Origin of the sequence: Mesorhizobium sp. WSM3862 (genome assembly GCF_002294985.1) — a bacterium.
Taxonomy (GTDB): domain Bacteria; phylum Pseudomonadota; class Alphaproteobacteria; order Rhizobiales; family Rhizobiaceae; genus Mesorhizobium.
On sequence record NZ_NSGE01000018.1, the window covers coordinates 1 to 14,742 of the forward strand.

Sequence of the window (14,742 nt, forward strand, 5' to 3'; positions counted from 1 at the left end):
GCAACGGGTGATACCGGAGCAACGGGTTCGACCGGGGCCACTGGGGCGACTGGAGCAACCGGCGCCACTGGTGCTACGGGCGATACCGGCTCGACCGGCGCTACGGGTGCCACAGGCGCAACCGGTGCAACTGGCGCTACGGGCGATACCGGCTCGACCGGAGCAACCGGCGCTACGGGTGATACCGGAGCAACGGGCTCGACTGGAGCAACCGGCGCCACAGGTGCGACCGGCGCTACGGGTGCCACAGGCGCAACCGGTGCAACAGGTGCAACTGGCGCTACGGGCGATACCGGCTCGACCGGAGCAACCGGCGCCACAGGTGCGACCGGCGATACCGGAGCAACGGGTGCCACCGGCTCGACAGGTGCGACCGGCGCCACCGGCGATACCGGAGCAACGGGTGCCACCGGCTCGACAGGTGCGACCGGAGCAACCGGCGCCACAGGTGCGACCGGCGCCACCGGCGCGACGGGTGCGACCGGAGCAACCGGCGCCACAGGTGCGACCGGCGCTACCGGCGATACCGGAGCAACGGGCTCGACGGGTGCGACCGGAGCAACCGGCGCCACAGGCGCGACCGGCGCTACCGGCGATACCGGAGCAACGGGCTCGACGGGTGCAACAGGTGCGACCGGCGCTACGGGTGCAACGGGTGCGACCGGCTCGACTGGAGCAACCGGCGCCACTGGCGCGACCGGCTCGACTGGCGCAACGGGTGATACCGGAGCAACGGGTTCGACCGGGGCCACTGGGGCGACTGGAGCAACCGGCGCCACTGGTGCTACGGGCGATACCGGCTCGACCGGCGCTACGGGTGCGACTGGCGCCACGGGCGATACCGGCTCGACTGGAGCAACCGGCGCGACAGGTGCGACTGGCGCTACGGGTGATACCGGAGCAACGGGATCGACAGGTGCGACCGGAGCAACAGGTGCGACCGGCGCCACCGGCGATACCGGAGCTACAGGCGCCACCGGCGCGACGGGTGCAACAGGTGCAACCGGCGCTACGGGTGCGACCGGCTCGACAGGCGCAACCGGCGCCACGGGTGCGACAGGAGCAACGGGCTCGACAGGTGCGACCGGAGCAACAGGTGCGACCGGCGCCACCGGCGATACCGGAGCTACAGGCGCCACCGGCGCGACGGGTGCAACAGGTGCAACCGGCGCTACGGGTGCGACCGGCTCGACAGGCGCAACCGGCGCCACGGGTGCGACAGGAGCAACTGGCTCGACAGGTTCGACCGGAGCAACAGGTGCGACTGGAACTACCGGTGCCACTGGAGCAACGGGTGCGACTGGAGCTACCGGAGCTACCGGCTCGACGGGTGCGACCGGAGCCACCGGTGCGACTGGAGCAACGGGCTCGACTGGAGCGACCGGCGCTACGGGTGCCACGGGCTCGACCGGCGCCACGGGCGCCACTGGCGCTACCGGCTCAACTGGAGCAACGGGAGCAACCGGCTCGACCGGAGCGACCGGCGCTACGGGTGCAACCGGAGCTACCGGCTCGACGGGTGCAACCGGAGCAACCGGTGCGACTGGAGCAACGGGCTCGACCGGAGCAACCGGCGCGACCGGAGCCACGGGTGCGACTGGAGCTACCGGAGCAACTGGCGCGACCGGAGCGACCGGCGCTACAGGTGCGACCGGAGCCACAGGTGCCACGGGCTCGACGGGTGCGACCGGAGCCACCGGCTCGACCGGAGCAACGGGTGCTACCGGCGCGACTGGAGCAACGGGTGCGACAGGTGCGACCGGCGCTACGGGTGCCACGGGCTCGACCGGAGCAACCGGTGCGACTGGAGCAACGGGTGCGACAGGTGCGACCGGCGCCACGGGTGCGACCGGCTCGACCGGCGCCACGGGTGCCACCGGCTCGACTGGGGCGACCGGCGCTACCGGTGCAACCGGCGCGACCGGAGCAACGGGTGCGACTGGCTCGACCGGCGCTACAGGTGCGACCGGAGCGACAGGTGCAACCGGCGCCACGGGTGCGACTGGAGCAACCGGAGCTACCGGCTCGACGGGTGCGACCGGAGCCACCGGTGCGACTGGAGCAACTGGCGCGACTGGAGCGACCGGCGCTACGGGTGCCACTGGCTCGACCGGAGCAACCGGCGCGACTGGAGCAACGGGTGCGACTGGAGCTACCGGAGCAACGGGCTCGACCGGAGCAACCGGCTCGACCGGAGCGACCGGCGCTACGGGTGCAACCGGAGCAACCGGCTCGACAGGTGCGACCGGAGCCACCGGTGCGACTGGAGCTACCGGAGCAACTGGCGCGACCGGAGCGACCGGCGCAACGGGTGCAACCGGCTCGACGGGTGCTACTGGGCCGGGCGGCGCAACGGGCCCGACCGGAGCGACCGGCCCCGGCGGCGAGACCGGTGATCGCGACAAAGGCAACAACGGCCATGGCAATGATCCTGACCACAACGACAGCAGCAATCCTGGGAAGGGACATCCCAAAGATGGCACTGATGCCGATGGCTCGCCTGGCCATCGCACCGCCGCGGTCACGGCCAACTCGCTCGGGCTCAAGGACACGACGCAGTTCCTGCAATCCGGCTCGACCGACAGTGATGCCGTCAGCCATGCGTCGTTCCGTCAGCTTGTCAGCCAGGCCGCCGGTTCGGTGACGACCGACCTCCTGAATGTTCTCACCACGATCAGGGGATTTGGTCAGAACCAGAACAAGCCGTTGGGTGCAAGCACCGACCTGACCTCGGATCAGAACAAGCAGGGTGCCGGCTTCGCCAACAGCGACGACACGGTGAAGAAGGCGCTGAAGGACATTCTGAAGCCGCATGACTGAGCATGAGTGAAGAGGAATGGCGACCGGACAGACGACGATAGAAGCCGGTCCAAAGCTGAGAAGCGGGCGCGCGGGCTTTGCCGAAAGGCAAGGCCTGCGCGTTCGGCCTTTCCGAGTGGTTAAGGGGCTCGCGCGACCGACCGCCGTGGAGTATCATCAGCGCCACCAGAGATTCCGGCGGGACTGGTCCGCCGCGGGCAATGTCGAACCACCGCCTGCCTACCCGAAGGCGAGTCCATGGTGAACGTTCCTGGGAGTGCTGAAATCCAGCCTGTGGAGCTGCGTGCCGGGACCGCGGCCGACCCGACCGGCATGCCCGGCGGCACCAGCGAAACGGGGCGGAGCCCCGGTGGCCCCGCCGAGTTCGACCAGGTCGGGCCGCGCCTCAAGGCGATGCTCCGGGTCGCCCGCTATCACGGTATCGAGCTCGATCCGAACGAATTCAGGGCAGCGAGCGCAGGCCCGTTTCCAAGCGCTACCGACCTGTCGGAATGGGCGCAGAACGGCGGCATGTGGTCCCGGGCAGTGCGTGTTCGCTGGTCACACCTGTTGCGCTTTCAAGATACCGGACCGGTCGTTCTCTTGTTCAGCGACGGCGGCGCCGGTCTCCTCACCGGGGCGAGCGCCGAGCGCAACGTGGTCTTCCTCAAAAGTCCGGAAGCGCCCGACGATGGTCCATCCACCGCTGTCGACGAGTTGCGCCTGTCGCAGGTGTGGACGGGCGAGGCGGTGCTGCTGCGAAACGCGCGATCCTATGTTGCCGCGGATGCGCCTTTCACCCTTCGCTGGATCGCCGAACTGGTGCGGCTCGAAAGCCGGCCGCTTCGCGACGTGGCCATCGCGTCCTTCACACTCAGCGTTCTGACCATTTTGCCGCCGCTCATCGTCATGACGGTGGTCAACAAGGTATTGCAATTCAACAGTGTCTCGACGCTGATACTCTTGTCGGCCATCGTCGCTGTCGTCTTCGCATACGAGACGCTCCTGGGCCACGCGCGGCGACTGATCATCAACGTCGTCGGAGCCCGCCTGGACACCAAGCTGCAGCTGCACGTTTTCAGCCGGCTGCTGCGCCTGCCGCTCGACTATTTCGAGCGCCATCCCGCTGGCGAGACAATGTACCACCTCGCGCAGGTCTATCGGATCCGCGAGTTTCTGACGGGCAAACTGCTCGGCACGTTCCTGGATCTGATCACCCTCTGCGTGCTGCTGCCGGTGATGTTCTATATCAACGTGACGCTTGCCTGGATCGTCGTTGCCTGCGCAGCGGTGATCATGCTGATCATCCTTGCCTTCCTGAAGCCGCTGCGCCGAAGGTACCAGCGGGTGATCGAGGCCGAGACCTGGAAGTCGGCGGCGCTGGGCGAAACCGTTGTCGGCATAAAGACCGTGAAGGCGCTTGGGCTCGAGCCGCAACGCAAGGCGCTTTGGGACGAGCAGGTGGCGGAGGCGGGAAGCGCGCGTCTCTCCTTCGGGCAGTTCGCCAGCTGGCCGCAGACCCTGGTTACGCCCATTGAACGCGTGATGGTGCTCGGCACCATGCTGATTGGCGCCTATCTCGCGATGAACGACAGTTCCGGCTATATGGTCGGCGGTCTGTTCGCCTTCATGATGATCTCCCAACGCGTCGCGCAACCTCTGGTCGGGTTGGTGCGGCTGATCGAAGATTACGAGGAGGTGGGGGCGGCGATCGGCGAGGCGGCATCGGTCCTTAACCGGCCGTTGGAGACGAGTTCGAACTCCCTCGGTCTGCGGCCAAGGCTCCTCGGCGAAGTTACGTTCAGCGATCTGACCTTCAGCTATATCGGTACCAAGACGCCAGCGCTCGACCGGGTCAGCTTCCACATTCCGGCTGGGACCATGTTCGGCATTGTCGGGCGGAGCGGATCGGGAAAATCGACCATCGCGCGCCTGCTGCAGGGGATCAACCGGGATTACAGCGGGTTCCTGAAGCTGGACGGCGTCGATCTCAAGGAAATCAACCTGCGTCATCTTCGCCAGGGGCTCGGCGTGGTCCTGCAGGACAATTTTCTGTTCCGCGGCTCGATCCGCGACAACATCATCGCCGGGCGCGCAGGCCTGACGCTGTCCGATGCCATGCGTGCCGCGCATCTCGCCGGCGCGGAAGAATTCATCGAACGCATGCCGAACGGATACGACACTTACATCGAGGAAGGTTCGCCCAACCTTTCGGGCGGTCAAAAGCAACGGCTGGCGATCGCGCGCGCCCTCATCCACGATCCGACCATCCTCATTCTCGACGAAGCCACCAGTGCTCTCGACCCGGAAAGCGAAGCGGTCGTCAGTGCCAATCTCATGCGCATCGCCAGCGGCCGCACCATGATCATCGTCTCGCATCGGCTGTCCTCGCTCACCGACTGCGACCAGATCCTGGTTATGGAGCAGGGCAAGGTTCTCGATGTCGCTTCGCACACCGTCCTGCTCGAACGATGCGCGCTCTATCGTCAGCTGTGGTCGCAGCAGAACCGACATTTGGATAACCGCGGCGGGCGGCCCGCGGCCGTACCGTCGCGATTGGTTTGATGATGCCGTGCCGCAGCGGGATCGAGATTGAAATGGTGGTTCTCGCCAAAGATGAGTTGGATACGAGGTCCGGTAAGCCATGAGTAGCACCTCGCTCACCGTCCGCCAGGCTCGCTGGGGCCGAGCGAAAACGAACGATCCGACGACGCCGGCCATACTCGAGTTCCAGTGGCCGTCGACAGCAGTCTCGAATGCGCCGATTCCTCGGGCGGCGCGCGGTATCGTATGGATGATTTCGAGCCTCGTGATCGTCTTGATCACCGTGGCCGGACTGATACCGGTCGACCAGGTCGTGACGACGAGGGGGCTCGTGGTTTCACAATCGCCCAACATCATAGTGCAGCCGCTGGAGACGGCGATCGTCCGCTCGATCGAGGTGCGCGAAGGGCAGCATGTGCAGGCCGGCCAATTGCTTGCGCGCCTCGATTCGACCTTCGCCTCAGCAGACCTGCAGGCCCTGGCGATGCAGGTCTCTACGCTTGAGGCCGAAGTGGCACGGTTGAAGGCGGAGGCCGACGGCAAGGAGTTCAACCATGACGGCCTCGACCCCAGCTGGACCCTGCAGGCCTCGATCTTCGAGCGCCGCAAGGCGGTCTACGAGGCCAAGCTGGAGAATTTCGATCGGCAAAGCGATGAACTCAGTTCGGTGATCTCGCGCGCGCAATCTGATGCCGCTGGCTACCGGCAGCGGCTCTCCGTCGCGGCATCGATAGAACAGATGCGCAAGCAGCTGGAAGAGAGGCAGGTCGGGAGCCGCCTCAATACCCTGCTAGCCGAGGACAATTCGGCCGAAATGTCGCGCGCGCTCGGCAACGCCGTGCAGACGGCGGAAGCTGCCAGGCGCCAGCAGGCTGCGGTGGCTGCCGACCGCGCCGGCTACATTCAAGGCTGGCGCGCGGAAGTCTCGCAAGGTTTGTCGGAGGCGAGCTCTCGCATGTCCGACGCTCGCGAGCTCTTCAACAAGGCAAAGCTGCGCAAGCAACTGGTCGAGCTGAAAAGCGAAGGAGATGCCATTGTCCAGTCCGTGGCAAAAGTGTCGGTCGGCTCGGTCCTGCAGTCGGGCGAGCGCCTGATCACGCTGGTGCCCGCCAAGGCGCCGCTCGAGATCGAGACAAATGTCGTCGGCCGAAGCAGTGGCTTCGTCCACGTCGGCGATCCCGTCGTCATCAAGTTCGACACCTTCCCCTATTCGCAATACGGCCTCGCTCACGGCACCGTCCGCACGCTCAGTCCGGATTCCTTCTCCGCTCAGGAGAAAGCCCGCGATCCAGACAGTTCGCTGGCAATGCTGCCCTCGAACACAGAACCGTTCTATCGGACGCGCATTTCCATCGATCAGGTCGCGCTGCATGACGTACCCGCCGGGTTTGCCCTCACCCCCGGCATGCCGGTGACCGCCGACGTTCAGGTCGGCCGGCGCACGGTGCTCAAATATATTCTTGGGGTGATGCTCCCGATCGGTCAGGAAGCGATGCGCGAGCCGTAGTCCGCAGCTCGACAGGAACCGGAGCAGTCAAAGGCTGGCCTCGATGACAATTCTGGATCGCCTGACTGGTTTGGCTAGCCCGTCCCTAACATTGCGCCGGGCGATCCAGCTTTCTGAAAATGGCAAGCCCACCGAGGCCTTTCCGCTCTTCGCGGCGGCTGCGCGTGCGGGCATCGGTCATGCCGAGTATCGGGTCGCGCGTTGCTATCTCGAAGGTTCCGGCGTGCCGCCGAGCCGGGCAGAGGGGACGCGCTGGCTGCGGCGAGCAGCGGATCACGGGAGCGCTGATGCGCAGGCGCTCCTCGCCGCGCTCTACGTGACCGGGATGGCGGCAGCCGAAGCTGACAAGGGCTCCGAATCGGAACGGTTGTTCGTGGAGGACACCACGAGCGAGCCAGACTTTGCGTCAGCGCTCGATCTTGCCACGAAGGCGGCCGAGGCGGGCTCCGCCACCGGCCAGGCACTCCTCGGCTACCTCCTGACCAGCGGTCCCGAACCAATGCGCGATGCGGATGCTGCCTACAGGTGGTACGAGCGGTCGGCCGCGGCCGGCTGCGCCGAAGGAAGCCTTGGTTTTGCCCTGTCGCTGGCACGGCGGGGTTTGTCGGCAGACCGGTCCAGGATTGCCGATGAGGTCCGGCGGGCGGCGGACGCTGGCTTGCCGACGGCAATCTATCTTCTCGCGATCCTGACCGAACACGGCCGCGGCGTCGCAGGCGACATTGCGGGTGCGGCGCGATTATACCAGTCAGCTGCGGAGAAAGGGCTTCCTGCGGCCCAATTCCGATTGGGTCTGGCGCTTATCGACGGGAGCCTCGGCGATCAGGATCCTGTGACCGGAGAGGCCTGGATACGGCGTGCGGCATTGGCGGGCAACGTCGAGGCGGCGAATCTTCTCGGGGATCGTAACGTGAAGAGCCGGCCGCCGGACTTTTCAGAGGCGGCAATTTGGTATCGTCGTGCGGCCGAGGGGGGTCACCAGGCCGCCGCTCGCGCGCTGGCCTCTCTCTACCTGACGGGAAACGGTGTCGCCAGGGACGAGCAAGAGGGGGCGCATTGGCTGCGCACCGCCGCAAGCAGCGGGAACCGGGCAGCGCAAGTCGATCTGGCCAATCTTGTTCTTCAGGGAGCCGGCGAGCCGGACGATATCACGAGCGTAGCGGGGTGGTTCGAGGCAGCCGCATTATCGGGCGATCTTATCGCCGCCTTCAATCTCGGGCTGTGTTTCGCTAAAGGCGTCGGCGTGCACCAGGATGAAACTCGCGCCGCGCAATGGCTGAGGCGCGCGGCTGAAGGCGTGGCTGAGGCTCAGTACATGTATGCGCGCATTCTCAGGGACGGGCGCGGCGTGGCTGCCGACGCGCAACAGGCTCGTGCCTGGTTTGCCCAAGCGGCCGAAGGCGGCATGCTCGATGCGCAAGTGGCACTTGCTGAGATGCTGCTCAATGGCAGCGGAGGCAAACGCTCTCCCGAAGCCGCAATACAGCTGTTCCGACGGGCTGCTGCCGACGGCCATGCCGGCGCAATGTTTGCTCTCGGCGCGCTGCAGAGCTCCGGCGAGGGACTGCCGGTCGATCACGTGGCGGCGCAGAAATGGTTTGCGGCCGCGGCCGAGCGTGGGCACGGGCAGGCCCAACTGATGCTCGGCCGATATTTCTCGAAGGGCCTAGCCGGAGAGCACTACCCGGCAGTCGGCCGCCTTTGGCTCGAGCGAGCGGCGGCGCAAGGTCTTGAGGAAGCGGAGGACGAACTTTCCGAGTTGGCCGGCTGAGGTATTCATTGCCACGATTCACCACCGGCATCAGCCCGCCCCCACTACTGCGCGCCGGGCGTCCACTCAGGCAGCGGCGCAAGGCTGTGGTTGAACTGTTTCCACCACATGGACTTATCTATCTCGCAGCAGGCGAGAAGCAGGGCGTGCGCCTTCTCGAAAGCCTGGGTCGCGATTTCATCAAACGTCATCTGCGCGTCGTACGGGACCGACACCACGAGTTCCTGACCGGTTTGCGTGCCGCCTTCGTCGACCTGAAGATAAAGCCAAACGACGAAATGCGCGCCCTGGCCACTCGCGTCGGCGTTGCCGATCTTGATGCGGTCGATGCCTGCTGCAGTGACTTTCATGCCGAAGTCCTTCATTTTGGGATTCATGGAATTCCAGAAGTTCGCAGCAATCAGAAAGGTTCCGGGACCGCTGTTCCTATGGTGAAGCATTGATAAAGAGGTACCACCTGGCTGCCGGGCGGGGGCGCAAGCGGTCACGCGCGCACAAAGCCCTGGTCGCCCGATCGTCGCCGACCCAGCAGCGGTCGTTCGACGATGCGCGTTGCGATGGCCGCTGACGGCGCGATCTAAGACAATCCAGCGTCTTGCCCTGCTGGCGGCGCCGTCTGATGGCGAGCCAGGAACGCGCCTTGCCAGCGAAGTTTCCCGCGTCGCCCCCGTCGACCCATCAACCGCGCTGCGAAGGCTTGTTAGCGGTCATTGCAACGCACTGCGATGGCACGCGTTTTATTGATTGGCAGAGCGGTGACCCTTGTGAGCACAGCTTCATAGGCTGACAAGTCGGAGGCGATTAGGTGGCTAAGTTCAAAGAAGCCCTTGAGCGCGGCAAGAAAGCTCCTCGCCAGCAAAAGGAGGATGCGAACGCCACGGTGCCGGATTTTGGCACCCAAGCCAGGGCCTGGCTGGACGATGTCGTTGTTGCGTCGTTGGTAGCGGCCAAGGCAGAAGTGTCGGGGGAGATGACGATCGACATAGACACCGCACCGCGGGGCCGTGACAAAGCGCTGACGCCCTCTGTTCGGTTTCGAATCTACCGAAAGCCGGAAGTGAAAAACACCGCCGGAAGGCTATTCACCGTCAACGTTCACGTCAGTGGGGAGGTTTCGGTTTCTTCACCCGGTATGGTCGCTGAGGATGTTGGAAATATAGGGAACAGGTCCGGCGAGAGGTTTCGCAATTTGGTTGTCAAGCTGATCGAAGACGCCGCTAGGGACATGAGCTAGCCCGACTGTCATGCTCGATTGGTCGACCCGACCGAGGAGATCCCCACCTCAGCTCGGCCTTTCTGGTCGTCAGGCAGAAAATCTTTCGCCGTCAAGCGTGACCTCGATAGTGACGCCGGCCGGGTCCCAGTTTCGCTCGACTTGGCCAAGCTGGCTCGCGGCGACGCGGACCAGGCGGCTCCCGAAACCTTCTTCTTCGGTTGCGACGGGAGCTGGTCCTCCAACCTCTCGCCATTGAATAAGCACCTTGCCGTCCCGATTGGCGCAAGCGATCTCTATTGAGCCGGCGGCCGCCGAGAGGCTGCCATGTTTGGCGGCGTTGGTGGCGAATTCGTGCAGCAGGAGGGAAAGTGGCGTGATCATTGCCGCGGGCACGGGAATATCGATGCCGGTGATCGCGAAGCGGGGATGCTCATCGGCCACATGGCGGTATGGCGCGAGGATCGCGTTCACCAATGTATGCAGGCTCGTGGAGACCTGAGCAGAGCGGCCACCAGACGTGAGCATCGTCAGCGCATGCGCACGCGCCAAGGCGCCGAGGCGGTCAGACACGATCGAGGCGAGCGCCGCCGGCGTTTCGGCGGCCGAGGCGCTCAACTTGACGATCGAGCTTGCGATGGCGAAGAGGTTCTTCACACGGTGGTCCATCTCGCGGAGCAGTATCTCCCGCTGCTCTTGCGCGCGCAGCCGCTCGGAGATGCCGCGGGCGATCTTGGAGGCACCGACAATTGCGCCCGACGCGTCCGCGATGGGGGAAACGGTCAAAGAGATGGGAACGATGCTGCCGTCCTTGCGCAGGCGAACGGTCTCGAAATGCTCGACATGCTCTCCATCTCGAATGCGCGCCAGAATATCCCGGTCCTCGTTCCGGCGATCGGGCGGTATCAACAACATGAGCGAACGACCGACAATTTCCGCGCGGGGGTAGCCGTAGAGCCGCTCGGCGCCACCGTTCCAGTCCGTGACGATGCCGTCGGGATCCGTCGCGATGATCGCGTCATCCGAGGATTCGACAAGCGCGCTCAGCCGCGCCGCAGTGGTTTCCGCCTGGTCCCGTTCGATCGCAAACCCGAGCTGGCGGGCAATGGTCAACGCAAGTTCGCGTTCACGATCGGTGAAGCTATGGGGGGCTGGGTAGTAGACCATGAACTTGCCGATGAGCTCGCGGGAGCTGGCAAGCGGGATAAAGGCCAGCGCTTCGATGCCTTCGCCGAGGACCGTGTCGATGAGTTGCTGAGATTCACCGCTGAAACGAATATCCTCGACAAAGATGGGCTCGGCGTCGCGCTGATCGCTTGTCCACGGCGTGTGGCCGTTGACAGCCTTGCGGTATTCTTCAGACAGTGAGCGCCACGCGACGAAGCTCATGACGCCGTGGTTGTCAAATCTCAGGATCGAGGCGCGCGACGAACCGAGGGCGTCGCATATGGCATCGAGGGCCGCATCGTAGATCTCGACGAGGCCATGGGCGCGGTAAAGTCGGTCGGTGAGGCGAAAGAGGACGGTTTGCTCGCGGGCAATATCGCCGTCGGCTTGCTCACGCTGGCCGCGCCCTGTGGCCGTAACACTCATAGCCCCTTGCTGCATCGAGTCCTTGACCCAATCGCCTAACGCAGCACCGCGTCGATCGCCCCCTTCGACCGCCGGGTACGATCCCCGACCATGCTCGACAATATGCGCTTTGCGCGGTTTCGCAATAGGACTTGTCGCCTTGCGGCGCGGCGGCTGGTGTCGCCGACGAGCCGCGAGCGGCGCCCGTCTAGCGGCTTGAGCCAAATGGCAATTCGCCTAAGCCCCGGCGGTCCCAAATCAGGTGCGCTACTCAGGCCGCGCCGCACTCCGACGCTCGCGGCATATAAAGCTTCCGCGGCCGGCCCAAAACGGAAGCCTCGCGCGCAGACTGGCGCCTCAGCGCCTTTGCTTGGCAATCCTGCCGGCGATCGCCGCGCCCTGGATGCGCGCATTGGCGAAGCAGCCGCGAATGCTCGGCCGCATGCCGGTGAACCAGAGGCCGGGCAGTTTCGGGTCGTTCGCCGGGCCGTTGAACAGCGGCACCCCCTTGGCATCGAGCACCCCGAGCCTGCCCACCATCGCCTCCAGCCCGGTGCGGTAGCCGGTGGCGGCAATGACGATGTCAGGCGCGATCGACTGGCCGCTTTCGAGAACGACGCCGTCGTGCCTGAATTCCTTGACCTGCGGCACGACGATGATGCGGCCGGCCTTGATCGCGTCGACCGCACCGTCATCGGCGGCGATCGCCGTATAGTCCGAGCCGAGGCGGCTGGCGCCGCCCGACGGGGCGGGGGGCAGGCCGTACCTCCCGAGATCGCCGAAGACCAGCCGCTGCGTCGCCGCCATCACCGCATCGGCGAGCCGGGCAGGCAGTCTCGCCATGACGGGCGAGAAACGATGCACGGCGATCTTGCCGATGCGCTTGGGCAGGAGCGACGGCCCGTTGCGCGCCGAGAGCCACATCTGCCCGGTCTCGACCCCGGAAAGATGGTTGAGCGCGTCGAAGCCGGAATTGCCGGCGCCGACCACCAGCACTTTTCTCCCGGCATAGTCGCTCGCCCGGCCGAAATGCGCCGAATGGACGATCTTGCCCGAAAAATCCTTCATGCCTTTCCAGGCCGGGATAAAGGGTTCTCGGTCGCGCCCGGTGGCGATCACCACGTGGCGCGCCGCTCGCGGTCCCGTGCTGGTCTTCACCAGCCAGTGATCGCCGCGGAAATCGATTTCCTCGACGACGACGCCGAAGGCGATCGGCAGCCGGTGCGTCTGGGCGAAGTCGTTGAACAGGCGGATCACCGCGCTGCGGTGCGGAAAGGCGGGCGTGCCTTGCGGAAATGAAACGCCGGGCAGCGTTGAGAGGTCGCGATGCGTGTTGAGATGCAGGTTCTCATGGCGGTGGTGCCAGGGCTCGGCCAGCCGCCCCTCGCGCTCGAGGATCTCGGTGGCGATCCCGGCTTCGATCAGGGCGTAGGCCGCCGCCAATCCGGCCGCGCCGGCACCGATCACGATCGCGCCTTCGAGGATCGCCGGCTCGCCGGTCCAATCCGACGAGATTTCCGCTTCCATGCCCATTATTGTCTTTATCGTCGTCATGGCTCTCACGTGCCACGGCCATGTATCCGACATATGCCGCTGACGAGGCAATGGGAATAGGCCGTGGTTGCAAAGAGCCCGGCATTGTGTCGCGGATAGGGAGATTATCCGTTGGCGGGGTCGGCGTGGCGATGCACCAGCTTGAAGGCGCCGTCCTCCAGCCGGAACACTTCCGTCACCCGCAAGGTCATCTCGGCCGGCTGTCCGTTCTTGCCCATGCGCGCCTTCGCATGCTGCAGTCCAGTCCAGAAGGCGAGATCGCCGCTCGCGGAGGCCTGCAGCACCTCGATGTCGGTGCTGCCGCCTTGGTGGAAGCTGGCGGCGTCGCGCTCGTATCGGCCGGCAACGGCATCGGCGCCTTCGAGATGGTCGCCGCGCGGCGAAAAGAAGGTGGCCGGCTCGCTATGCGTCACGATTGCCTTCAACGACGTAGCATTGCCGTTGACATAATCCTCGGCGATCTTCTCACGCTGCTTCATGAAGGCGTCGAAGGACGAGCCGCCCGGCCGCACGGTTCTGATCCACGTCTCCAGCGCCTCGATGAAATCTTTCAGGAGGGCGGCCGTGTCGCTGTTCTTAACCGCGCCGCTGTCGTCGAGCAGCTCGGCGACATTTCCGATATAGGCCTCCGGCTGCTGCATCACCGGCATGTCGAGGAAGACGAAGGTCTGCCTGAGCGCCTGGTTGGAACCGAAGCCGCCGATCTTGCCCGGGCTGACGCTGACGACGCCGGCGGGCAGGCCTTTGAAGACGCTCTTGCCAGAGGGGCGTGAGCCGACGTCGAGGGCGTTCTTCAGGCAGCCCGGGATCGAACGGTTGTATTCCGGCGTGACGAACAGCACCGCGTCGCATTCCCCGATGGCGGCGCGGAACGCCGACCAGGCGGCAGGCGGCGTCTCGCCGTCGAGATCCTGATTATACAAAGGCAGCTCGCCGATCTCGATGAAGCGGCAGCGCAACGAATCCGGTGCGCGGGCCGCCAGCGCCTTGGCGATCTTGCGGCTGTAGGATTGGGCCCGCAGACTGCCGACAAGCAGGGCCAGCTGCAGGACGGGATGTTCGGTTGTCATGGTCATGGCGGACTGTCCAGGCTTGTTGACGGGGATCGCGACGCAAGGCGCACAGGGCGACGGCCCGCGACCTTGGACCTTTGGTCGGAGCGGCTGTGCTGGTCGCCTCTCTTTTCGGTTAATGTCCGGGCTAGCGCGAGGTTCCGCCCTCCGCTGGCCGAGCCCTGGCTGCGTATGGCCTTGCCGCCGGCGCCGTTGCACAGTATTGACGGGCTGGTGCGCGGTCGAGGGTTCCGGCCTTTTGGGCGCGCGGCTAAATGATTGCCCGGTCTTCGGGCGGCAAAGAGGTGGCCATGTCCGCGCGCATTTTCAGCCCAGCCAAAACCGCGATGCAGTCCGGCAAGGCCAAGACCGGCCACTGGGTGCTGGAATTCGATCCAGCCCAGCGCAAGAAGATCGACCCGCTGATGGGTTACACCTCGTCCGGCGATATGCTGAGCCAGGTGCGGCTCACCTTCGATACCAGGGAAGAGGCGGTCGCCTATGCCGAGAAGCAGGGCATTGCCTATCGTGTCGAGGAGCCGAAGGAGCCGAAGCGCCGGCAGATTTCCTATTCGGACAATTTCCGCTATGACCGCAGGACGCCCTGGACCCATTGACCAATCCGAGCAAAAGTGCACAGCGGTTTTCCGTCCGGAATTGCGTAACAAAATCGGAGCGGATCATCCTTTTAGATCGATCCGCATAGTCGCATCAGCCGGCTCCGGCCGGC

The 14,742-nt window shown here is 65.2% G+C and carries 9 protein-coding genes and 1 pseudogene; 6 read left to right on the plus strand and 4 right to left on the minus strand.

Annotation, left to right across the window (positions count from 1 at the left end; all coding sequences use genetic code 11):
• The 4 genes and pseudogenes from CK224_RS30065 to CK224_RS30080 all read left to right on the plus strand — a co-directional run.
• Positions 1-2,820: pseudogene (locus tag CK224_RS30065) on the plus strand (hypothetical protein); the annotation flags it as partial.
• 237 nt (positions 2,821-3,057) lie between these two features.
• Positions 3,058-5,364 carry a peptidase domain-containing ABC transporter gene (locus CK224_RS30070; protein WP_245426340.1) on the plus strand — a complete coding sequence of 769 codons (2,307 nt, stop codon included), beginning with the start codon at positions 3,058-3,060 and terminating at the stop codon, positions 5,362-5,364.
• Positions 5,365-5,443: 79 nt separating this feature from the next.
• Positions 5,444-6,850 (plus strand): HlyD family type I secretion periplasmic adaptor subunit, encoded by a 1,407-nt coding sequence (locus tag CK224_RS30075; protein ID WP_095784315.1) that lies wholly within the window; start codon positions 5,444-5,446, stop codon positions 6,848-6,850.
• A 43-nt stretch (positions 6,851-6,893) separates the two neighbouring features.
• Positions 6,894-8,621: an SEL1-like repeat protein gene (locus tag CK224_RS30080; RefSeq protein ID WP_095784316.1), complete on the plus strand. Its 1,728-nt coding sequence runs from the start codon at positions 6,894-6,896 to the stop codon at positions 8,619-8,621.
• Between the two features lie 44 nt (positions 8,622-8,665).
• On the opposite strand, the gene CK224_RS30085 is transcribed toward CK224_RS30080, so the two are convergent.
• Positions 8,666-8,986 carry a hypothetical protein gene (locus CK224_RS30085; RefSeq protein ID WP_128373245.1) on the minus strand — a complete coding sequence of 107 codons (321 nt, stop codon included), beginning with the start codon at positions 8,984-8,986 and terminating at the stop codon, positions 8,666-8,668.
• Positions 8,987-9,426: 440 nt separating this feature from the next.
• On the opposite strand from CK224_RS30085, the gene CK224_RS30090 reads away from it, so the two are divergent.
• Positions 9,427-9,855 carry a hypothetical protein gene (locus CK224_RS30090; protein ID WP_095784317.1) on the plus strand — a complete coding sequence of 143 codons (429 nt, stop codon included), beginning with the start codon at positions 9,427-9,429 and terminating at the stop codon, positions 9,853-9,855.
• A gap of 69 nt (positions 9,856-9,924) precedes the next feature.
• On the opposite strand, the gene CK224_RS30095 is transcribed toward CK224_RS30090, so the two are convergent.
• From CK224_RS30095 to CK224_RS32420, 3 genes are all read right to left on the minus strand, one after another.
• Positions 9,925-11,427 (minus strand): PAS domain S-box protein, encoded by a 1,503-nt coding sequence (locus CK224_RS30095; RefSeq protein WP_176478062.1) that lies wholly within the window; start codon positions 11,425-11,427, stop codon positions 9,925-9,927.
• A gap of 336 nt (positions 11,428-11,763) precedes the next feature.
• Complete coding sequence (locus CK224_RS30100) at positions 11,764-12,933, minus strand: NAD(P)/FAD-dependent oxidoreductase (RefSeq protein WP_095784328.1); 1,170 nt, start codon at positions 12,931-12,933, stop codon at positions 11,764-11,766.
• Between the two features lie 131 nt (positions 12,934-13,064).
• The gene (locus CK224_RS32420; protein WP_095784319.1) at positions 13,065-14,036 is read right to left on the minus strand and encodes an NAD(P)H-dependent oxidoreductase; all 972 of its coding nucleotides are present in this window, start codon (positions 14,034-14,036) and stop codon (positions 13,065-13,067) included.
• A 287-nt stretch (positions 14,037-14,323) separates the two neighbouring features.
• Between CK224_RS32420 and CK224_RS30110 the strand changes: the two genes are divergently transcribed.
• Positions 14,324-14,629 carry an ETC complex I subunit gene (locus CK224_RS30110; protein ID WP_066999298.1) on the plus strand — a complete coding sequence of 102 codons (306 nt, stop codon included), beginning with the start codon at positions 14,324-14,326 and terminating at the stop codon, positions 14,627-14,629.
• The last annotated feature ends 113 nt before the right edge of the window (positions 14,630-14,742 follow it).

Excerpts from the sequence above, each read along its gene's own strand:
- CK224_RS30095 (WP_176478062.1), bottom strand. The coding sequence starts at position 11,427 with ATGAGTGTTACGGCCACAGGGCGCGGCCAGCGTGAGCAAGCCGACGGC.
- CK224_RS30070 (WP_245426340.1), top strand. The coding sequence starts at position 3,058 with ATGGTGAACGTTCCTGGGAGTGCTGAAATCCAGCCTGTGGAGCTGCGT.
- CK224_RS30110 (WP_066999298.1), top strand. The coding sequence starts at position 14,324 with ATGTCCGCGCGCATTTTCAGCCCAGCCAAAACCGCGATGCAGTCCGGC.
- CK224_RS30085 (WP_128373245.1), bottom strand. The coding sequence starts at position 8,986 with ATGAAGGACTTCGGCATGAAAGTCACTGCAGCAGGCATCGACCGCATC.
- CK224_RS30100 (WP_095784328.1), bottom strand. The coding sequence starts at position 12,933 with ATGGAAGCGGAAATCTCGTCGGATTGGACCGGCGAGCCGGCGATCCTC.
- CK224_RS30080 (WP_095784316.1), top strand. The coding sequence starts at position 6,894 with ATGACAATTCTGGATCGCCTGACTGGTTTGGCTAGCCCGTCCCTAACA.
- CK224_RS32420 (WP_095784319.1), bottom strand. The coding sequence starts at position 14,036 with ATGACCATGACAACCGAACATCCCGTCCTGCAGCTGGCCCTGCTTGTC.
- CK224_RS30075 (WP_095784315.1), top strand. The coding sequence starts at position 5,444 with ATGAGTAGCACCTCGCTCACCGTCCGCCAGGCTCGCTGGGGCCGAGCG.